The following is a 21,193-nucleotide window of genomic DNA, read 5'->3' on the forward strand; positions in this document are numbered from 1 at the left end:
CCCTCGCTTACGCGGGAGCCAAGTCGACCCTGCCGATATCATAACATATATTATGGATATTCGCACCTCGGCGGCGACCGCGCCGTGTCGCTTGCGACGACGGGGGTTGATTTCAACGGCGTGAGGTCCGCCCGAGACCAGGCATCGACCTTTCAGAAACTTTCACATTCAAAAGTATTATGCCGTTTCTATCTGTTGGGTGAGATATGAGTCGCTACCGCAGGCTCTCCCGGCAAGGGTTGAGTCTCGCACTCACTCTCATCGTGGTATTCTCGGTTATCGCAGGGCCAGTCTCTGCGAGCGCCGGGACCGCCACAGGTGAGGCACAACTGGGTGGACCGCCCGCTAACCAACTCGACACGGTCGACGACGACCAACTGACCCGGGCGTCGGAGAACATTAGCGTCTGGGACGGCGCGTTCCTGACGCTCCGGCCTGACGACACCGACTCGCGGCTCGACTCGGCCGCGGCGTATCAGGTCCAGTCGACCAACACGTACGTGCGGGTAGACGGGAGGGAGCGGTCCCTCGAAAAGAATCCGATGTACGTGTACAACGTCGGACAGGAGGTTCCGTTCACGTTCTCCGGTTCGAGCGCCGGTGCGCCCCGAGCCCTCGAGGACCAGGACGTCCAACTCGTCGCGGCAAAACTCGATAAGGGCGCGACGATTCCCCGGAGCGTCCCCGGCGTCGCCGAGACGCTCACGAGCGACGACGACGTGAGTTCCTCGGTCGTCGGCTCGGCGCAGGGCACGTCGGACGACAACTCGTTCGCGTTCACGCCCGACGAGTCCGGCATGTGGATGTTCGCGGTCGTCACCGTCGACGACGGCACCGGCTTTTCGGACGCCAACGGCGACGGGAACCTCGAAACCGACGGCAACGTCACGTTCGTCGGCGTCGACGCCCTGCCCGTTCAGCAGGGGTCGTCGTCGGTGAGCGCGCCGTCGCTCGCGGGCAACGGCCAGAACGTGACGGTCACGGTGGACGCCTCGTCGCTCGACGCGACCGAGGTCAGCCACACCGTCGCAATCTTCAACGAGTCCGACCTCTCGAACTACGACCAGACCATCAACGCGACCGACCGGTCGAGCATCTCGCTCGAAACCGAAATCGCGCGGGTCAACGGGACCAGTCGGATGCCGTCGAACGCGAACATCATGGGCGCCACGCCCGGTTCGCGGTCGTTCGTCGGCAGCGAGACGGCCGTTTCGATTTTCGACCAGCTCAACGACAGCACGTCCCGGTTCGACGACGTGACCGTCGTCTCCCCGGGCGCGACCGTCTACGGGTCGGCCGTCACCGAGGTCGCGGGGAACCAGACGACCGTCGAGGTCCCCATCGCCGACGACGCCACGCCCGGTGACTACGTCGTGATGCACGTCGCGACGAACCAGTCGGGCACCGAGTCGGTGACGAACCGCGCGCCGCTGCAAGTTGCCCAGAGCGTCCAACTGAACCTGACGGCGAACACGACCACGCCCGTCGCGGGTGAGGACGTGGAGTTCGCCGTCACGCGCGAAGACACCGGCGCGGCCGTCGAGAACGCCGAGGTCACCGTCGGCGGAACGACCGTCCAGACGAACGCCAACGGCGTTGCGGTCGTCACCGTCCCGACGGCGGGCGAGTACAACGCCACCGTCTCGAAGAACGCGACGAACGGCGAGGCGTTCGCCGGCGACGCGCTCGCGCTCGACGTGTTCGAGCCGGCGACCTTCGAGTACAGCAACCTCACCATCGAACCGAAGCAGGTCGTTCCCGGAACCGACGTGGTCGCGAACGCGACCGTCGAGAACGTCGGTGAAGTCAACGGGAGCTACGAGGCGGCACTCACCGTCGACGGCGAGCCGCAGTCGCCCTCCGACACCGGCGAGCTCCAGCCCAACGAGTCGACCGAGGTGAGCTTCACCACCTCGTTCGAGGACCCCGGCACCTACAACGTCTCCATCGACGAGCTCTCGACCGACGACGCCGAACTCGTCTCGCGGACCGTCCGCGTCATCGCGCCGGCGAACTCGACCGTGACCGACATCACCGTCGAGCCGACGAGCGTCAACACGACCGAGCGCTACACCACTTCGGCGACCGTCGAGAACACCGGCGGTCGCTCCGACCTGGTCCGGCTCACGTACACGACGACCGACGACTCGGGCACGGAGGTCTCCAACACCACCCGAACCGTCGTCGTGGGCGCCGATTCCACGGTCACGAGAAACGTGACCACGCTCGCGCCGACCGCGCTCGGTGCCGACGACGTCGGAAACTTCACCGTCGCCGTCAACGGCGTCGAAGCGGATTCGACGCTGACGGTCACGCGGCGCGACCGGCTTCCGCCGACCGTCCGGCTCCCGGAACCCGCACAGGGCGCGGTCCCCTTCGGCACGCCCATCACGCTCAACGTGAGCGACGAGTCGGACATCAGGCGCGCGACGTACAACTTCGGTAACGGCTCACAGCCGCTCTCGCTCGACGCCAACGGGAGTGCGACCATCCCGACCGGCGACCTCGACGAGGGAGAGACGACGCTGACGGTCAACGCGACCGACACGGCCGGGAACACGATTACCCGGACGTTCAGCTTCGACTTCGTCTCCTCGCCGCGCGTCACGAGCGTCGAACCGACCGACGTCGTCGGGCCGTCGAGCACTATCTCGGCGTCCTTCGCGGACGACCGCAACGGCGACGCGGAGTCAGGCATCAACGCCAGCGCGACGACGCTCGTGGTCAACGGCACGGCCGTCGACCTCTCGGGCGCGACGACGAACGACAACTCGACGCTCGAAATCAACGTCTCCGAACTCGGCGTCTCGCTCGACGAGGGGCCGACGACCGCGAGACTGACCGTCGTCGACGAGGTCGGCCACGCCACCTCGCGGCTGTTCGAGTTCGAGTACGACGAGACCGCGCCGACCGCGAGTCTCACGCTCGACCCCGACTACGACGAGGACCGCGAGGACGTGAGCGCGAACAACCCCGTCGACATCACGCTCGACAGCGCCGACGACAACCTCGAATCCGCGGCGTTCGTCGTCCGTGACTCGGACGACGAGGCGGTGTACACGCGCGACGTGACCTCCCTCGCCAGCACGACCGGCGAGTTCGAAATCGAGTGGGACGGCACGAGCGACGACAGCAGTCTCGTCGACAGCTGTTCCTACAACCTCACGCTCGTGAGCACGGACGCCGGCGGTAACACCGGCGTCGCCAACGCCACGGTCTGCGTGGACAACGATGAGCCGACCTACGACGTGTCGGCCGTCGACGGAACGACGGACACCGTCTACACGAACGGCAGCGTCGATGTCGCGTACAGCACCTCGGAGAGCGTCACCGTCGAATACGCGTTCGAGTCCGACTCGGGCGTGACGGCGACGTTCGAACGGACGCCCGACAACGGGACGAGCAACCACACGCTCGACGTGGCGTCGGCGCTCCCCGACGGGAACTACACGATGACGGCGACCGCCACCGACCTCGGTAACAACCAGGTCACCGTGGAACGGGCCGAACCCGTCGTGGTCGACACGACCGACCCCGGACTCACCGCGACGCTCAACACGACCGAGTCCGGCACCCTCTCGGTCAGCGTCGCCAGCACGGAACCGCTCGTCGGCACCCCCGACGCGGAACTCACCGACCCGAACAGCAACGTCGAGTCGCTGAATCTCACGCAGGTCGACTCGACGACGTGGACCGCCGAACTCGACACGACCGAGTCCGGCGAGTACGCACTCGACGTGACGGGGACCGACCTCGCCGGCAACACGGCGAGCGACTCCAGTACCGCGACCGTCACGAGCAACAACTTCTCGGAGCAGTCGTCGGTGTTGCTCGTGAGCGCGAGCGGCGACACGTTCATCCGTATTAACGCCAGCGACGACGCCGACCTGCCCGCTGGGCAGACCGTCATCACGCTGACCGACACGAACGTCCCGCCGAACGCGCTCTCGCAGGGCACGGCGGCGACGAAGTATCTCGAAGCCAACGCCGGACTCACCGAGGACCAAATCGAGAGCGTCACCTACGGCTTCAACGAAGACCTCGACACCTCCGGAAACGGCTTCAACATCGTCTACATCGAGCGCGGCGGCACGCGGGTGCTGCCGACGACGCTCCAGACCGACCCGTTCGGCCTGTCCGGTGACTACTACACCGCGACCCGAACCGGCCTGTCGACCTACGGCGCGGTCGAAAACGACACCGAAGCGCCGACCATCAGCTACGACGACCCGACGGAGGGCGCTGCGTTCTCCGAGGTCAACAACACGGTCTCGGTGAACGCGACGCTCTCCGACAACGTGGAGGTCAACACCTCCTCGGTGTCGGTGACACTCGACAGCGACGGACCGGTCAGTAACGTGGACGTGACCGACAACGCGACGGTCACGAACGAGTCGGTCAACTACACCGCGTCCGGTCTCTCGCCGGCGGACTACACCGTCACCATCGAGGCGTCCGACACGAACCTGACCGCCAACACGGCGACCGAACAGGTCAACTTCACCGTGCAGGACGACCGCGAACCGCCGACGATCACCGCGCTCGGTCCGACCAACGGCACGACCTTCCCGTTCGGCACCGACACGGTGGCACTCAACGCGACCTACGAGGAAGCGAGTGACGCGGTGAACGACACCGGCGTCGACGCGGAGAACGTCACCGTCCTGTACGACGGACAGGACATCTCGGCCTCGGCCGCGCCCGACGCGACCGGGTTCAACACGACCGTCTCCGTGGACGGAAACGAGACGCACAACCTCACCGTTCGCGTGCTCGACAACGCCGGTAACAGCGTCGAGGACACGACGAACTTCAGCATCGCCGCTGACGACGCCGAGCCGACGGTCGAGATTTCGAGCCCCGTCGAGGGCGAGGAACTCTCGAACACGACGAGCTCGGTCAACGTGACCGCGAGCGTCGACGACGCCGAAAGCGGCGTCAACCTCAGCTCCGTGACCGTCGCCTTCGACGGGACCGATGTCACGAGCGAGGCGACCCTCGACGACCTCTCGAACATCCGGCTCAACGAGACCGGTCTCGAACCGGGCACCAGCCACACGGTGTCCGTCTCGGCGGCCGACGAGAGCGGGAACGAAAACGCCTCGACGGTGAACTTCACCGTCGCGCCCGACCTGACGGCACCGAACGTCACGCGGGTCAGTTCCCAGAACGCCACCTTCGAGAGCGACGCTAACGTCTCGGTCGAAGTGAACTACTCCGACCCCGAGAGCGGCATCGACGCCTCCGCGGTGACGCTGCTGCTCGACGGCGAGGACGTGACCGACGACGCGACGGTGTTCTCGAACCCCGGCGCGACGCTCGAGCTCAACTCGTCCGAAATCGACTCGGGCGAACACCAACTCAGCGTGCGCGTCACCAACAACAACGGTGACACGACCACGAACGACACCACGTTCTCGGTCAACCGGGGTCCGGACATCGCCGTGACCGCCGCGGACCTCAACGCGACCAGCGTGCAGACCGGCGACCAGGTCGAGGTGACCGCGCAGGTCGAGAACTTCGGTGACGAGACCGGGTCGCTCGACATCGGCGTCACCGGCACCAGCCAGGCGGGCACCACCGACTTCGGCGCCACGAAGTCCGTGACTCTCGACACTGGTGAGAACCAGTCCGTGAGCCTCGTCATCGAGCCGACGAGCGCGGGCACCTACTCCATCGCGGTCAACGAAACGACCACGGAGAACGCGCTCGACGTGAGCTCGCCGACGGCCGACATCCAGCTGCTCAGCGACTCGTCGGCCAGCCCGTCGACGCTCCTCGAAGACGAGGAGACGACCGTCACGGTCAAACTCGGTAACCTCGGCGGCGCGAGCGGCAATATCTCCGGCACCGTGACCCGGAACGGGACGACGGTCGGGAACGTCTCGACCTCGCTCGCGTCCGGCGCACAGCGGACGTTCACCTTCACCGACACGCCGCCGGGAACCGGCGACTACGTCTACGCGTTCGACGGCGAGACCATCGAGACGGTCAGCGTCTCGGCGCGTCTCCCGGCGTTCAGCATCGACGCGGGCGCGAGTTCCATCTCGCAGTCGACCGTGGACACCGAAGAGACGTTCACGGTCTCGGTGCGCGTGAACAACACCGGAACCGCGGAGGGGACGTACACCAAAGCGCTCACGGCTGACGGCACGACGCTGGCCACGGAGAGCGTCACCGTCGGCCCCGGTTCCTCCGGCACGCTGACGTACACCGTCTCCATCGACGACGCCGGCACGTACGACCTCCAGGTCGACAACGTCACGGTCGGCAGCATCACCGTGGAGGAACCGAACGTCGGTGGCGGCGGCGGTGCCGGCGGGAGCAGCCTCCCCCACGACGACACGACCGACAGCGACCGGCTGTTCTCGGCACGCGGGTTCGACGCCCAGTTCGACGGCGGACAGGGCGTCTCCGCGGTGAGCATCACGTTCAGCGAGCAGACGACCGGTGAGGTCGTCGTCAGCGAACGGTCGGGGGTCCCCGGCAGCGTGGGACAGCCCGACGGCACGGCCGTCAGCTACGTGCGGATTGACGTGCCCGACAGCGCCCGCGACCGCGCGTCGACCCTCCGGTTCACCGTCAAACAGAGCCGGCTCGACGAACTCGGCATCGAATCGTCCGACCTCGTGGTCCGGCGGTTCAACGAGGACGCCGGTTCGTGGGAAGACCTCGAAACCAGCGTCGTCGACAGCGGTAACGGCGCGGTCGTCCTCGAGGCCGACACGCCCGGCTTCTCGTACTTCGCCGTGACGTCGAGGCAGGCCGTCACGACGACAGCGCCGGACGACGGCGCCGGCACCGACACGACGACGCCGGACGACGGCGCCGGCACCGACACGACGACTAGCACTGCCGGCTTCGACGACGAAACGTCGACGGCAGCGAGCGGCACGACCGACTCCCCCGTTCCCGGATTCGGCGCGGCGCTCGCCGTGGTCGCGCTCCTCGCGGCCGCGCTCCTCGCCGTCCGTCGGAACGACTAACGACCGCACCGCGCGGTTCGTCCCCTTTCCCGTCTCTTATTTCTTCGACCGGTCCAGCGACGCCCGCGGCCGGCGCGACTGCCTACAAGCTTTTACCACCGGTGAGCAAAACGAACGATGATGCTACGACCCCGCGTCTCGATTCCCGTTCTCGTGGTTGCCGCGATGCTCCTCGCGGCCGTCGCGCCCCCCGCCGTGGGGACGACCCACGACTACGACATCGACATCGACGGCTCGATCGACACCGTCGACAGAACCGTCTCGACCTCGCAAGGCGAGTTCACCGTCACCCAAGTCGGCCGCGCCGACGCCGGCGACACCGTTTCGGTCTCCGTGGACGCGCCGAGCGACAGCGACTACACGATCACGATTCTCGACTCCGAACAGCGATTCCGGCGGACCGCCGACGCCACCGGCGACGCGAGCCGCGAGTTCGGAACCGGTGGACTCGAGCCCGGAACCTACGCCGTCGTCGCCGGCAACCAGTCGACGGAGGAGGTCTACGCCGGCGAACCGCTCGTGATTCGCGCCTACGCGGTCTCGACGCAGGCCGCCGAGAGCGTCGAGCAGTCGGACGACCTCGACGTGACCATCGAACTCGACGAGGTCGAGTCGGGCGAATCCATCGAGGCCGTCGAGGTCGTCCTCGCGGACGACTCCGAGAACGTCCGCGTCGACGCCTCGGCGGTCAACGACACGCACTACTCGGCGTCCGTCTCCACCGACGACGTGGACGCCGGCGACTACTCGCTGTACGCGGTCGTCCGCGGCGACGACCAGGCCCTCGGCGAGAACGAACTCATCGGCGTGAGCGACGCCTCGACGGTCGAGGTGGTCGAACAGAGCGACACGTCGACGCCCGACGAGGGCTCCGGCGGTGCTGGCGGTGGCGGCGGTGGCGGCGCGGACGACGCCACTGAGACGACCACCACGGAGTCCGGCGACACGTCGACATCGACGACCGACACCGCGGCCACGACCGACGACGACGAGCCGTCGACCACCGAGTCGACCGAGACGACCGACGCCACCGAGCCGACGGCGACCACGACGACCGATAACGTCGTGACGCCCAACGAGTCCACGACGACGGCCCAGACGACGACGTCTTCGGAAGTCCCGAACACGGCGCTCCACGTCCTGTTCGGCGCGCTCGTCGTCTTCGCTGTCGGTCGCCGCCTCGTCGGCTAACGCGTCCCCCGCGTCACTCCCTGTTTTTCTGTGCCTCTCAGCGCTCCGCTCGCGCGCGCCGGTTGTCGAGTCGGTTGACCAGCCAGATACCGAACGCGACGACCGCGAGCGCGTACTGGAGGTTGTACCGCGGGTCGCCGAGCGATTCGAGGACGCGGACCCACGGCGGCACCGAGTCCGCGGCGTAGTCGGTCGCCGGGAACAGGGGCCACAGGAGGAACTGCATCGAACCCCAGTCGCCGGCGAGGAGCGCCCGGGAGGTGTCGCCGAGGTAGTGCGAGAGCGTCGCGACGACGAGGGCGGTCGCGTGCTCGCCGTAGCCCAGTCGATAGCCGACGCCGACGAGGGCGACGAGCGCGGGCAGCATCACGAGAAGCGAGTGGCCGAGCGAGCGGCCGCTGACGAGGACGCCGTAGTACGCGAGCGGTTTGTCGATGAGGTCGGGCAACTGCGACCCGACGAGCGCGGCGGCCAGCGTCCACCCGGTCGGCAGTGGGCGACGACGACCGACCCGGAAGAGCGCGACCGAGAGATATCCGAGCGCGAGGTGGCCGATTGGGAACACTACCGAGGTGGACGGCACCGAGGCTATTCAACCGTGTGGACGATGCGGGGCCGCACGACCCGCGAATCTGGACGTTCGTCGAATCGCGCTGGACTCTCGGCGTTCGCGACTCCACGCACCAAGTATATGTCACGTCGGGGACCACGTGGCAGTATGTCTGATTCGGTCTCCGAACACCGCCCTCCCGCCGCGGCGGACTCGGCGGCGACGCTCCGTTGCGAGCGGGTCGTCCGCGAGTACACCCGCGGCTCCGACTCGTTTTTCTCCCGCGGGTCCGACGCCCCGACGGTCCGCGCGCTCGACGGCGTCTCGCTTTCGGTCTCGACGGGCGAGTTCGTCGCCATCGCCGGGCCGAGCGGGAGCGGTAAGTCCACGCTGTTGCATCTCCTCGCCGCGCTCGACACGCCCACTCGCGGCGACATCCGGGTCGCGGGCACCGACGTTCGGTCGCTGTCGAACCGCGGGCGGACGAAACTCCGCCGCGACACCATCGGCATCGTCTTCCAGCATTTCCACCTGCTGCCCTCGCTTTCGGCCCGCGGCAACGTCGCGCTCCCGCTCATCGAACGCGGCGCGTCGAAGCGCGACCGCCGCGCCCGCGCCGAGGAACTGCTCGAACAGGTGGGGCTCGGTGACCGCGCCGGCCACAAGCCGGGCGAACTCTCCGGTGGCGAGCAACAGCGCGTCGCCATCGCCCGCGCGCTCGTCTCCGACCCCGCGGTCCTCATCGCTGACGAGCCGACCGGCGAGTTGGACACCGAGACGGGCCAGCGCGTCCTCGACTACATCGAACAGACCGCCACGGAGCGGGCGGTCGTCGTCGCCACGCACGACGAACACGTCATCGAGCGGGCCGACCGCGTCGTCCGCCTCCGCGACGGCCGCGTGGTGAGCGATGGCTAGGCGACACCGGCTGTTCGGCGTCGTCGGCCTCGCGGGGCGGCGCGTTCTCGGCCGCCTGCGGACCACGTCCTCGAAGCAGGTGCTGTTGAGCGTCATCGGCGTCGCCCTCGCCGTGACGCTCATGACGACCGTCAGCGGCATCGCCCTCGGTCTCGGCGCGGAAAACGCCATCCAGAGCGAGGGCGTCGACTACTGGGTCGTCCCCGAGGCCAGCACGGCCTCGTCGGTCGCCGTCTCGGTCGGCAGCCCGCAACTCGGTGACACCCACGCGATTACCGACCGGCTCGCGCGCGACGAGCGGGTGGACTACGCCACGCCGGTCCAAACGCAGTTGGTGACGCTCACACCCGCTGGCGGCTCGACCGACGAGTACGTCCTCGCGGCGGGTATTATCCCGCCCGAGGAACCCACGTCGGTCGTCGGCGTCTCGACGGAGGCGCTCACGCCGGGCGACCCCCACTACGCCAACGGGAGCTACGACGGCCCGCGGACCGGCGAACTCGTCCTCAACGACGCCGCCGCGGAGCTGCTCGGCGTCTCGGCCGGCGACGAGGTGACCGCGAGCGTCGGCGGCTCGCGGGCCGAATTCACCGTCGCAGACGTCCGCGAGGGGTCGCTGTCGTCGGGCGTCGGGCCCGTCCCGGTCGCGCTCGTCCACCTCTCGGAACTGCAAACCATGACCGGCTCGACCGAGGGCGACCTCGCGGACCAACTGCTCGTCAGCACCGACTCGGCGGGCGTGCGGTCCGACATCGAGGCGCTCTACCCGCGGACCTCGGTCGTCACGCAGACCGGCCTCGCCGTCCGCGGCGCGTCGACCTCCAGCCTCCCGCTGGCGATGGCCGCCGTCTCGCTCGTCGTCGCCGTCCTCGTCGGCGTGCTGTTCGTCGCCACGATGATGGGCCTCGAAGTCAACGCGGACCGCCGCAATCTCGCCGTGCTCTCGGCGATGGGCTACCGGACGAGTTCGCAGATGTTGCTCGTCGTGGCCGAGACGGTGGTCGTCGCCACCGTCGGCGGCGTCGTCGGCGTCGTGGCCGGCATCGGCGGCATCCACCTGACGAACGCGATTACGCGGGAGCTCCTCGGCGTGCAGGTCGCGCTGTTCGACCCGGTGCTCGTCGGATACAGCGTCGCGGTCGCGGCGCTCATCGGCCTCGTCTCCTCGGTTTACCCGGCGTGGCTCACCTGGCGGACCCCCACTCTGGAGGCGATGTCACATGACTGAGGGCGCCGACCCGAACCGCGGTTCGGACGCGACGCCGAACGGGGACGGGAATCGTCGGGCGACCCCGGAGTCGTCGCGGTTCCCGCGGCTCGCTCGCGTCCGCGCGTCTGCGGGCATCGCGGTCTCACAGCTCTCTCACGCCCGCGGGCGGACGGTCCTGACCGTCCTCGGCATCACGCTCGCGGTCCTCGCGGCGACGCTCTTGGCGGGGACGGGTATCGGCGTGATACAGACGGGCCAACAGCAGTTCGACGCGGCGGGTCGCGACGTGTGGATTACCGGCGGCCCGGTCCGGTTCTCACCGACCGGCGTCGGCGGCTTCGAAAACAGCATCGTCGACGCCCACGGGTTAGACGCCGAACTGGAGGCCCGCGAGGACGTGAAAGTCGTCACGCCGATGTCGTTCCAGACGGTGTACGTCAGGTCCAACGAATCGGACTACGAGACGCTCGTCGGCGTCGGCGCGCCCGCCCGCGGCGGCTCGGTCCAGATTACGAACGGCTCGGGCTTCAGCCGACCGGATGTCCACTACGCCGGCGGCAACTACACCGGGCCGATGACCCACGAGGTCGTCATCGACCAGCGGACCGCCGAGATGATGAACGTCTCCGTCGGTGATTCGCTGTACGTCGGCGGCACCACGGGCATCGCCCGCGAAAACGAATTCACCGTCGTCGGCGTCTCGCCGACGTTCTCGCGGTTCCTCGGCACGCCGAGCGTCGTGGTCCACCTGAGCGAGCTTCAGGAGGTGACGGGCTCGACCGGCGCGGACACGGCCACGCTCATGACGCTCACCGTCGCCGACGGGGCCGACCCCGAGGCGGTCGCGGCCGACATCCAAGCGGACTATCCGGACTACGACGTGCGGACGAACCAGGAACAGCTCACGGAGATTCTGCGCGACCAGGCGGTCGTGATGGCCGCCGGCGGGAGCCTCGTCTTCCTCGCGCTCCTCGCGGGGCTGGCGCTCAGCGTGAACGTCCTGCTGTCGCACGTCTACCACCAAAAGCGGGAGCTCGCCGCGCTGAAGGCGCTGGGTACGTCGTCGTCGACGCTGTCGCTGACGCTCGTCGCGCAGGCGCTCGTCCTCGGCACGTTCGGCGGCCTGCTCGGGGTGGCGCTGTCGTTCCCGGCGGCGGTCGGCCTGAACCGACTGGCACAGCTCCTCGTCGGCTTCGGTGACGTGGTCGTCCTCCCGCGGGCGGTGCTCGCCGGCGGCTTCGCCATCGCGTTCGTGATGAGCCTCGTCTCGTCGCTCGCGGTCAGCCGGCAGATAGCCGGCATCCGACCGCTCGACCACCTGTAATCGCGGGGCCATCCGGGCGTCGCCCGACCCCCGCAAGCGATAGTTTAGTTATCCCGCCCCGTCCACGACCGTACATGGCAACGGCACGACGCGAGCGGTTCATCCGCGCCCAGCTCGCCTGGATGCTCGGCGCGACCCTCGTCTTGGTCCTCCTCGATTCGCTTTCCTACGAGTTGGTGTTCGTCGTGTCGCTCATCGGCTTTCTCGTCGTCGTCGAACTCACCGCGCCGGTCGCGGTGACGCCCGCGTGGCGGCGACGGCTCCTGTGGCTCATCGGCGGCGGCCTCGTCGCCTTCGGCTACATCGTGGTCAGACGCATCCTCGACATCCTCCCGCCGGGGGTGTTCTGAGTGCGCCTCGGCTCCCGCGAGGTCGGCTACCCGCACCTGTTGGTCGCGGCGCTCCTCGTCGCGATGCTCGTCGGCGTCGGCGTCGGCGCGGGCACCTCGTCGTCCACCTACGGCGCGTTCAACGCCGCGTGGGACGGCGGCTCCGGCGTCCGCGGAGTCGCGGCCGACGCGGGCGCAGAGACCGAGGTCGTCTACAACACCACCGAGTACGACGCGGTCGACCCGGCGGGCACCGTCGCGTTCGTCATCTCGCCCGAGCGGGGCTACACCGACGCCGAGGCCGCCCGCATCGAGGCGTTCGTCCGCGCCGGCGGGACCGTCGTCGTCGCCGACGACTTCAGGCCGCACGGCAACGACCTGCTCGCCCGACTGGGCGCGTCGGCGCGCATCGACCGGACGCCGCTCCGCGACGACCGCCACCAGTACAAATCGGGCGCGCTCCCGGTCGCCACGCGTGTCGCCGCGGACCCGCTCACCCGAAACGTGACGCAACTCAGCTTGAACCACCCGGCGACGGTGACGGCGAACGAAAGCACCGTCCTCGTCCGCTCGTCGAACTTCTCGTATCTCGACCGCGACGACGACGGCGAACTCGACGACGACGAGACGCTCCAATCGCACCCCGTCGTGACCAGAGAGCGCCTCGGCGCGGGCGACGTGGTCGTCGTGAGCGACCCGAGCGTCTTCATCAACGCGATGCTCGACCGGCCGGACAACCGGGCGTTCGCGACGGCGCTCGTCTCTGACCGGGCGACCGTCGTGTTGGACTTCTCGCACGCCGAGGAGCGCCCGCCGCTGCAAGTCGCGCTTCGGGCGCTCCGCGACTCGGGCGCGCTGCAACTCCTGTTCGGCGTCGTCGCCGTCGGTGCGGTCGCGTTGGTCGCCCGGCAGGGACGGCTCTCGTAGGCCGTCTCGGCGCTCGGCCGGCGCTGTCGCCTCGCCGCCCGTCTCGCGGGGTCGCGGAGACCGCAGTTATATGTGGCCGCCGTCCCGACTGTTGCCATATGAGTGCTCCCGAAGAGGTCTACGAGGCCATCCTGGACGAGACGTCGCAACTCCTCGTCGGGAACGAAGACGCGATTGAGGCGCTCACCATCGCGTTGCTGACGAACGGGCACGTCCTCCTCGAAGGGGTTCCGGGCGTGGCTAAGACGACGATTGCCAACCTGTTCGCCCACGCCGCGAACCTCGACTACCAGCGGATTCAGATGACGCCCGACGTGTTGCCGGCCGACATCACGGGCACCCACATCTACCGCGAGAACCTCGGCGAGTTCGAACTCCAGCGGGGGCCGGTTTTCTCGAACGTCGTCCTCGCGGACGAGATAAACCGCGCGACGCCGAAGACGCAGTCCGCGCTCCTCGAAGCGATGGAGGAGGGACAGGTGACAATCGAGGGCGAGACGCTCAAGCTCCCCTATCCGTTCATGGTCGTCGCCACGCAGAACCCCATCGAGTACGAGGGGACGTTCAATCTCCCGGAGGCCCAGCGCGACCGCTTCCAGTTCAAGGTCGTCGTCGACCTCCCCGAACGGGCCGACGAGCGGGAGATTCTCGAACGGTTCGACCGCTCGCCGTCGCTCAAGCCCTCGGACATCTCGAACGTCATCGACGACGCCGACATCGGGAAGGCCCGGCAGGTCGTCACGGGCGTCCACGTCGACGACAAGGTGTTCGACTACATTCTCGACCTCGTCGGCGCGACGCGGACGCACGCCGCGGTCGATTTCGGCGCGTCGCCCCGCGCCTCGCTGGCCTTCCTGCGGGCCGGGAAGGCCGCCGCGGCGATTCGCGGCCGCGACTACGTGATTCCGGACGACGTGAAGCGGCTCGCGCCCATCATCATGTCGCACCGCCTCGTTCTCGGGACCGAGGCGGACATCAGCGGGCGCGACCCCCGAGACGTCGTCGAGGAGGTCGTCGACACCGTTCCGACGCCCGAAGTCGGTCTCGACGAGTCGACGACGACCTCGGTCGCGGGCGACGACGACTGAGCGCGAGCCGGCGACCTATCGGCGCTCGTCGGGGTCTGCGTTCTCGGTCTCTCTTTTCGTCTCGGTCGTGCCGTCCGCCGCGTCCGCCGACGGCTCGGGCTCGGTCTCTCCGTCGCCTCCGACCTCCCACCGGCAGGTGACGGCGAAATCCATCTCCTCGCCGGCGGCGACCTCTGTGACGACCGGCGCGTCGAGGCCGCGGGCGACGACCACGGCGACGAACGACGCGACCGGCGTGTCGAACGTCTCGGCGGCGGCGAACCGACAGTCCTCGACGCGGACCGTCAGGCGACCGTCCGCGGCGTCCGTCTCGGCGGTCGCGGCCCCGGCGAGTTCGAACAGTTCCACGAGCGCGTCGGTCGCCTGTCGCGCCAGCGTCTCGGGGTCGTCGCCGAGGGGACCGTCGAGGCTCCGCTCGAACTCGTCGAACAGGCCGCCGCCGCTGGGGTCGAACGCGACGCCGCGGGCCAGTTCGTCGTCGGTGACGACGAAGGTGTCCCGGAGCGCCTCGGCGTCGGGAAGCGCGTAGGCGCGGTGCTCCGGGACGAACAGGCGAACGCTGTCGCGGTCGGCGTCGGGGACGTAGACGGTCGCGTCCTGCAACCCGAGTTCGTCGACGACGGCGGCGTGGTTGCTCGCGTGCGCGCCGAACACCGACGAGCCGACGCCGACGGGGATGAACCGCTCGGGGCTGAGATACCGGGTCACCGCGGCGGCGAACAGCCCGATAGCCCCGAGGACGACGAGCGTCTCGCGAACGGGCGGAAACAGCGCCCCGCCGAGCAGTCCGGCGACGCCGAGCGCGGCCAGCGCGACCGCGGTCCGCCGGTACTGCCCATCTCGGAGCGCTTCGTAGCGCTGTCTGAGCCGGACGTTCTCGCGCCGGAGCCCGGCGAGTTCGGCGCGGTCGGCGTCGGGGTCGCCGGTGTCGGTTCGGCCGGCGTCGCCGTCGCGTTCGGCCGCAGCCGACACGACCGCGTGGGTCTCGCCGTTCGCCAGCCCCTCGTCGAGACGGTCGAGGTCGTCGTCGGCGCTCATCGTTCCGCCTCCGGCGCGTCAACGAGACCGAGGGCGACGCGCTCGTAGCGGTGGAGCCCGTAGGCGACCGCCGCGGCGAGAACGGCGGCGACCGCCGCAGCCTGCCACGCCCACCGAAGCGTCGCCCACAGCGCCCACGCGACCCCGAGGGCGACGACGTAGCCCGCCGCCAGCCGGGCGAGTCGAGCGCGGTCCGGCGGCCACGCGCACGCGGCGCTCGCGAGGAGCGGGAACGCGGCGAGCTGCGCGCCCCCGACCGCGACGAGGCCGGCGTCTCCGAACAGCGAGACGGCGGTCAGTTGGGCGACGACGAACGCGAGCGGTCCCTCGGTCGCCGCCGCCGCGACGAGGACGAGGACGCCGGCGGCGAGGCCCCACAGCCCGTTGGCCAGCCCCACCGCGAGCGTGAAACAGAGGACGCCCGTCGCGTCCATCGGGGTGAGCTCGTTCGCGTCCAACACGGTTCGAATCGTCAGTTCGCTCTGGTTCACAGGTGTCTCCATCGGTGTTCACTCCGCTGTGGTGGCCCGCGCCGTCGCCAGTGCCATCGCGCTCTTCGGGGCAACCTCGTAGGCGGTGACGTTCGGCAGCCGTTCGAGGCGCTTTCTGAACTCCTCGAAGGCGACGAACCCGGCCGCGAAGTCCGTGGCTCCGGCGTCGGCGGCGTCGGCGGCGTCGTCGAAGAACGTCGTCGGCGTGAGGAAGACGCTCGTCTGGCTGCTCCGCTTCGATGCGACGACGACCGCCTCGTAGGTCTCGACTTTCGCCGAGTCGTCGGTGACGAGCACGAGGTGGTCCTGTCTGTTCGACCGCGAGCACGCGGATTTCACCGCGTCGAAAAGCGGCCGGTCGCTGACCCGCGAGACGTAGCTTTCGCCGTCGCGGAGATACGGGCGGAGTGTCGCCGCGAACGCCGAGTCGTCGTCGAGGAGGCGACTTCGCTTGCGGGCGTCTTCCGGGGCGACCGGGCGGGACGCGTCGACCGGCCGGCGCGGGCTGGCGGTCGGCTCCATCGAGAGCAGCCGCCGCCGAACCGTCTGGTAGGCGTTCGACGAGGAGGAGGGGCCGAACTCCCACTCCATCGCGTCGTCGCCGACGAACTGCGTCGAGACGGGGTCGCCGTGGGACTCCGCGGCGTCGACGAGGCCGAGCGCGATTTCGCGCGCGTACGACAGCATCGTCCGCCCGGTCGGGCCGCGGTTCATGTGCGACCCGCAGTCGACCACGAGCGACAGCAGGTAGTCGGACTCAGATTCGAACTCGCGGATGTACGGGTGGTTCATCCGGGCGGTGGTCTTCCAGTCGATCTGCGACAGCGTGTCGCCGGGGAGGTACTGCCGCGTCTCGTGGGGGACGAGCCCCGGTCCGGTCTGGTCGCTCGAGTGGTCACCGAACGTCGTGCCGACCAGTTCGCCGCCGCGCCCGACGTGGATTCCCTCGGGGGCCGGCGGTTCGACCAGACAGCGGGCGTCGGCGTCGAGCGTCACCGACTCGGTGAAGAAGCCGGCGCGCCCGTCGATATCGACGGCGACCTCGTCGAAGGCGATTCGCCCGGCGACGGGGAGTTCGACGCTGCACGTGACCGACCCCTCGGTCTCGCCGGGGGCGAGACTGACCGTCCGGCGCGCCCGCTCCGGCGCGTTCACGCTCGGCGGCGCGACGAGTTCGACTTCGACGGGCGCGTCGACGGCCTCGGACAGCGACGCCGTCAGCGTCACCGCGGCGCGGTCGCCGACGAACACCGACGTGGGCTCGACCGAGACGGACGCCGAGAGGTCGCGGTCGACGGCGCGCATCGCCCCGACGGCCTCGACCTGCGCGACGACGAGCCACGCGACGAGACCGCAGGCGGCAACGAGCGGCGTCGGCTCGTCGAGGACGACCGCGTAGACGGCGAGGAAGCAGGCGACGCCTGCGAGTGCGGCCCACCGGCGGGTCGGAAGCATCGTGGATTCGATTCGTGCCCCCGAAGTTGAATGTTTGTGTTGGAGCGGGCCGCGGTCGGCCGGGCGGCCTCCGACGATTCACGCCGCGGTCGCGGCTTCAACCGGACGTTAAACCCGACGTTAACGCGTTGCAGTCTGCGAATCACGCCTCCGAGGTCGCGGCCGACCGTCAGCCGAATGCCAAAACCCATTACGTCCCCCCGTCTGACTACGAGTAGTGCGTGGAGCATGGGGCCGCCCGGCACGGTTGCTTTGGACGCTGTTGGTCGTCGCCTGTCTCGTCGCGACAGCGTCGGCGGCGGCAGTCCCCGCGGGAGCGGCCGCCGACACTGCCGCGCAGTCCGCGACCGCCCCGGCGTCGCCCGGAGCAGACGCTGACCGGTCGGCACTCGGGACGGCCGCGACCCCGCCGCGACAGACCGGGAACGAGACGAACAACAGCACCGGCGTCATCCACGAGAACCCCGACGAGGTCGACGGAGAGAACGAACTCGACCGCCTGCTTTCGTACCTCTCGGGCGAGCTCAACGGTGACATCGGCGCGAGCACGCTGCGACTCAGTCGGGGCGAGTACGAGGCCGCGCGGGCGGCGCTCGGCGACGACTACGACGACTCGCTCGGCAAGTACGTCGATGTCGAAGGTGAGACCGACGGCAACGGCGCGAGCGAGGAGTACCGGACCGTCGGCGAGACCCAGCGGGCGTACGTCGACACCGTCAGCGAGTTCCGCGAGACCCGTCGCGAGTACGAGGCGGCGAGGCGGGCCGGAAACGACGAGCGCGCCCGCGAACTCGCCCGCGAGCTGACGCGGCTCGCCGAGGACGGCGAGTCGCAGTCCGACCGACTGCTGACGGCGTTCGATGTCATCTCGAACCGGACGGACAGCGACCTGACGGAGAGCAGCACCCAAATCACGGCGGTGCAGGCGAACGTCTCCGAACAGCGCGACGAAATCGTCTCCCGCGAGTTCGTCGCCACCGGCCTCACCGTCGACGACTACGACCGGAACATCTCCTTTACCGACCCGCTCGTGCTTTCGGGGTCGCTCGTCGCCGCCGACGGCACGCCCGTCGCGGGGTCGACCGCCCGCTTCGCGGTCGGCGGACAGACGATTCGAACCGCGGTCGACGCCGACGGCTCGTTCGAGCTGACCTACCGGCCGGCGCGGATTCCGGCCGGCAGTTCCTCGGTCACCGTCCGGTATCTCCCGAACGACACGTCGGTGTATCAGGCGACCGAGCGGGTCGTCCCCGTCGCCGTCTCGCAGGTGAACGCGACCGCGGGGCTGTCGGAGCCGGCCGCGCCGGCCTACGGCTACGCCGACGGCGTCTCGGTTCGCGCGACGCTCCGCGTGAACGGGACGCCGGTTCCGAACTACCCGCTCGCCGCGAGTTTTGCCGAGTCGTCGGCGACCGCGTCGGCGACGAACGCGAGCGGCCAGTCGACCGTCTCGACGACCGTCCCGGCGACCGCGACGGGCGCGGCGTCGATTCGCGTCGCGCCCGACGGCGACGGGAGGGCGGTGGCGTTCGCCCCGGCGGCGGTGTCGGTCCCGCTCGAAACCGAGGGGACGGCGCTCGACGCGAGCGCCCGCGAGACCGAGAACGGGACGGTCGTCGTCGACGGCCGCCTCGAAACCGACGAGGGCGAGGCCGTGTCCGGCCAGACGGTCGCCGTCAGCGTCGCCGGGCGGGAGGTCGCGTCGGCGTCGACCAACGAGTCGGGGGCGTACCGGGCGACGTTCGACCTCCCGAGCGACGCCGCCGCCGAGAACGCGACCGTCTCGGCCGCGTTCGACGGCGGGGGGACGAACCTCGAATCGTCCGCCGCGACGGCGAGCATCCGGCTCGTGGACGGTCCCGCCGCGGCCGGAGCCGGAAACGGCGCGTCCGGCGGCCTTCCGCTCGACCTCGCGTGGGTCGTCGCCGGGACCGCGGTGGTCGGCCTCGTCGCCGCCGTTCTCCTCCGGCGGAACCGCGCCGGCGCGTCGGCGACGACAACGACGGTTGACGACGAACCGACCGCGTCGGACACCGACGACTCGTCCGAGCCGGATTCGGTGACGACGGGGACACCGGCGCTGGACGCGGCGGCCGACGCGCTCGACGCCGGTCGGCCGAACGACGCGGTGGTCGTCGCCTACGCGGGCGTCAGACAGTCGCTCGGACCCGCCGCAGGCGTGGACGACGCCGCGACCCACTGGGAGTTCTGCGACCGGTGTGTCGACGCCGGCGTCGCGCCCGTCGACGCGCTCGAATCGCTGACCGCGGGCTACGAGCGCGCGGCTTACAGCGGGCTGTCGGTGAACGACGAAGCCGCCGCCGAACTGGTCGAGACGGCCCGCTCGCTCGCCGGCACGGCAGCGCCCGACGCGACGGACTCCCCCGATTCCGACGGCGATGCGGACGCCTCGGAAGCGGTCGGCGCGGCCGAGTAGCGCGCTCGCGGAGCCGCGGGTGACAAATGATTTTTGTGTTCGTGCCTCCCATCTCGGGTAGATGTCGCAGCGCCGAGACTGGCGGTTGTTCCTCCCCGAGCCTGTCCGCAGCCTTCCGGCCGACCTCGCGGTCGTCGTCGCGGGGGTCGCGCTCACGCTCGCCGTGACGCTCACGCCCGGACTGGCGGAGACGCCGCTCCGGGACATCGCCGGCTTGGTGTTCTCGCTTTTCCTCCCCGGCTACGCGCTCATCGCGGCGCTGTTTCCCGAGCGCGGCCCGCCGATAGACGCCGAGGACCGCGACCGAATGGGCGGTATCGACGGTATCGAACGGGTGGCGCTGTCGTTCGGAACGAGCATCGCCGTCGTTCCGCTTCTCGGTCTCGTCCTCAACTTCACGCCGTGGGGGCTTCGACTCGGTCCTATCCTCGTCACCCTGAGCGGCTTCACGCTCGTCGCGACGTCGTTCGCGGCGACCCGGCGCTCGGCGCTCCCCGAGGACGAGCGGCTTGTGGTCCCGTACGAGCGCTGGTTTGCCGCCGCGCGCGACGAACTGTTCAGTCCGGCGTCGCAGACCGACGCGATGCTGAACGTCGTCCTCGTCGTGAGCGTGGTGCTCGCGACCGCCAGCGTCGGCTACGCGGTGGCGGTGCCGAAAGACGGCGAGTCGTTCACCGAACTGTACCTCCTGACCGAAGACGGGAACGACGAACTCACCGCCGACAACTACCCCGAGGAACTCGTCCGCGGCGAGCCGGCGTCGCTCGTCCTCGGCGTCGGCAACCAAGAACACCGGACAGTGAACTACACCGTCGTCACCGTGCTCCAGCGCGTCGAGGTGTCGAACAACTCGACGACCGTCCTGGAGTCCGAGCGGCTTCGGACGTTCACGCCCCGACTCGAACACAACGAGACGTGGCACGAACCGCACGAGGTCCGCCCGACGATGACGGGCGAGCGCCTGCGGCTGACGTACCTCCTCTACGAGGGCGCGCCGCCGGCGGCACCGACGGCGGACAACGCCTACCGCGAAGTCCACCTCTGGGTGACGGTTCGGGCGGAGTGATGGTGAAAACCGACCGCAGTCGGGTGGGTCTCGGCTATCTCATCTTCTGATAGTTCGACGCTCAACCTCGGAATCCGCACGAACGAGGGCTCAAATCGTGTAACTCGGTTGTGTTCTAGTTTTATCACGTCTGATAATCCATGGGTAACGTTTAGGGTACTGCACGCTAAGCTTCCGCCGGCG

Annotated in this window: 14 protein-coding genes; 10 read left to right on the forward strand and 4 right to left on the reverse strand. The window is 69.3% G+C overall.

What is annotated here, in order from left to right; all coding sequences use genetic code 11:
* Nucleotides 1-263 precede the first annotated feature (263 nt).
* Both C458_RS09645 and C458_RS09650 read left to right on the forward strand, forming a co-directional pair.
* A complete protein-coding gene (locus tag C458_RS09645) occupies nucleotides 264-6,986 on the forward strand; it encodes a PGF-pre-PGF domain-containing protein (protein WP_008575261.1) in 6,723 nt (2,240 codons plus the stop codon).
* A gap of 117 nt (nucleotides 6,987-7,103) precedes the next feature.
* Entirely contained in the window at nucleotides 7,104-8,177 is a 1,074-nt protein-coding gene (locus tag C458_RS09650) for a hypothetical protein (RefSeq protein ID WP_008575263.1), read from the forward strand.
* Nucleotides 8,178-8,214: 37 nt separating this feature from the next.
* Here the strand turns inward: C458_RS09650 and C458_RS09655 are convergent, their stop codons facing one another.
* The gene (locus C458_RS09655) at nucleotides 8,215-8,742 is read right to left on the reverse strand and encodes a metal-dependent hydrolase (RefSeq protein ID WP_008575265.1); all 528 of its coding nucleotides are present in this window, start codon (nucleotides 8,740-8,742) and stop codon (nucleotides 8,215-8,217) included.
* Between the two features lie 153 nt (nucleotides 8,743-8,895).
* On the opposite strand from C458_RS09655, the gene C458_RS09660 reads away from it, so the two are divergent.
* From C458_RS09660 to C458_RS09685, 6 genes are all read left to right on the forward strand, one after another.
* Nucleotides 8,896-9,645: an ABC transporter ATP-binding protein gene (locus tag C458_RS09660; RefSeq protein ID WP_008575268.1), complete on the forward strand. Its 750-nt coding sequence runs from the start codon at nucleotides 8,896-8,898 to the stop codon at nucleotides 9,643-9,645.
* A complete protein-coding gene (locus C458_RS09665; protein ID WP_008575270.1) occupies nucleotides 9,638-10,873 on the forward strand; it encodes an FtsX-like permease family protein in 1,236 nt (411 codons plus the stop codon). The genes C458_RS09660 and C458_RS09665 overlap by 8 nt, the downstream gene beginning before the upstream one ends.
* Nucleotides 10,866-12,179, forward strand: coding sequence for an ABC transporter permease (locus C458_RS09670; RefSeq protein WP_008575272.1), 1,314 nt, complete (start codon nucleotides 10,866-10,868; stop codon nucleotides 12,177-12,179). Before C458_RS09665 ends, C458_RS09670 begins: the two co-directional genes overlap by 8 nt.
* Nucleotides 12,180-12,253: 74 nt before the next feature.
* A complete protein-coding gene (locus C458_RS09675; RefSeq protein ID WP_004042058.1) occupies nucleotides 12,254-12,529 on the forward strand; it encodes a hypothetical protein in 276 nt (91 codons plus the stop codon).
* On the forward strand, nucleotides 12,530-13,435 hold the full coding sequence (locus C458_RS09680; protein ID WP_008575274.1) for a DUF4350 domain-containing protein: 906 nt from the start codon (nucleotides 12,530-12,532) through the stop codon (nucleotides 13,433-13,435).
* Nucleotides 13,436-13,533: 98 nt separating this feature from the next.
* Nucleotides 13,534-14,523, forward strand: a complete 990-nt coding sequence (locus C458_RS09685) for a MoxR family ATPase (RefSeq protein WP_004062724.1) — start codon at nucleotides 13,534-13,536, stop codon at nucleotides 14,521-14,523.
* 15 nt (nucleotides 14,524-14,538) lie between these two features.
* Here the strand turns inward: C458_RS09685 and C458_RS09690 are convergent, their stop codons facing one another.
* Genes C458_RS09690 through C458_RS09700 form a run of 3 tightly spaced genes read right to left on the reverse strand, consistent with a single transcriptional unit; the run spans nucleotide 14,539 to nucleotide 17,507 of the window.
* Nucleotides 14,539-15,561 carry a hypothetical protein gene (locus C458_RS09690; protein WP_008575278.1) on the reverse strand — a complete coding sequence of 341 codons (1,023 nt, stop codon included), beginning with the start codon at nucleotides 15,559-15,561 and terminating at the stop codon, nucleotides 14,539-14,541.
* A complete protein-coding gene (locus C458_RS09695; RefSeq protein ID WP_008575280.1) occupies nucleotides 15,558-16,052 on the reverse strand; it encodes a hypothetical protein in 495 nt (164 codons plus the stop codon). Before C458_RS09695 ends, C458_RS09690 begins: the two co-directional genes overlap by 4 nt.
* Nucleotides 16,053-16,070: 18 nt before the next feature.
* On the reverse strand, nucleotides 16,071-17,507 hold the full coding sequence (locus C458_RS09700) for a DUF58 domain-containing protein (protein ID WP_008575281.1): 1,437 nt from the start codon (nucleotides 17,505-17,507) through the stop codon (nucleotides 16,071-16,073).
* Nucleotides 17,508-17,766: 259 nt separating this feature from the next.
* Between C458_RS09700 and C458_RS09705 the strand changes: the two genes are divergently transcribed.
* A complete protein-coding gene (locus tag C458_RS09705; protein ID WP_049896798.1) occupies nucleotides 17,767-19,944 on the forward strand; it encodes a hypothetical protein in 2,178 nt (725 codons plus the stop codon).
* A 61-nt stretch (nucleotides 19,945-20,005) separates the two neighbouring features.
* Nucleotides 20,006-21,010 (forward strand): DUF1616 domain-containing protein, encoded by a 1,005-nt coding sequence (locus C458_RS09710; protein WP_008575283.1) that lies wholly within the window; start codon nucleotides 20,006-20,008, stop codon nucleotides 21,008-21,010.
* The last annotated feature ends 183 nt before the right edge of the window (nucleotides 21,011-21,193 follow it).

The sequence above is a fragment of the Haloferax sp. ATCC BAA-644 genome, assembly GCF_000336975.1.
Lineage (GTDB): Archaea > Halobacteriota > Halobacteria > Halobacteriales > Haloferacaceae > Haloferax > Haloferax volcanii.

Bases quoted from the DNA above. Each gene is read 5' to 3' on its own strand.
- C458_RS09650 (WP_008575263.1), top strand. From the start codon at position 7,104: ATGATGCTACGACCCCGCGTCTCGATTCCCGTTCTCGTGGTTGCCGCG.
- C458_RS09660 (WP_008575268.1), top strand. From the start codon at position 8,896: ATGTCTGATTCGGTCTCCGAACACCGCCCTCCCGCCGCGGCGGACTCG.
- C458_RS09665 (WP_008575270.1), top strand. From the start codon at position 9,638: ATGGCTAGGCGACACCGGCTGTTCGGCGTCGTCGGCCTCGCGGGGCGG.
- C458_RS09670 (WP_008575272.1), top strand. From the start codon at position 10,866: ATGACTGAGGGCGCCGACCCGAACCGCGGTTCGGACGCGACGCCGAAC.
- C458_RS09675 (WP_004042058.1), top strand. From the start codon at position 12,254: ATGGCAACGGCACGACGCGAGCGGTTCATCCGCGCCCAGCTCGCCTGG.
- C458_RS09685 (WP_004062724.1), top strand. From the start codon at position 13,534: ATGAGTGCTCCCGAAGAGGTCTACGAGGCCATCCTGGACGAGACGTCG.
- C458_RS09690 (WP_008575278.1), bottom strand. From the start codon at position 15,561: ATGAGCGCCGACGACGACCTCGACCGTCTCGACGAGGGGCTGGCGAAC.
- C458_RS09700 (WP_008575281.1), bottom strand. From the start codon at position 17,507: ATGCTTCCGACCCGCCGGTGGGCCGCACTCGCAGGCGTCGCCTGCTTC.
- C458_RS09710 (WP_008575283.1), top strand. From the start codon at position 20,006: ATGTCGCAGCGCCGAGACTGGCGGTTGTTCCTCCCCGAGCCTGTCCGC.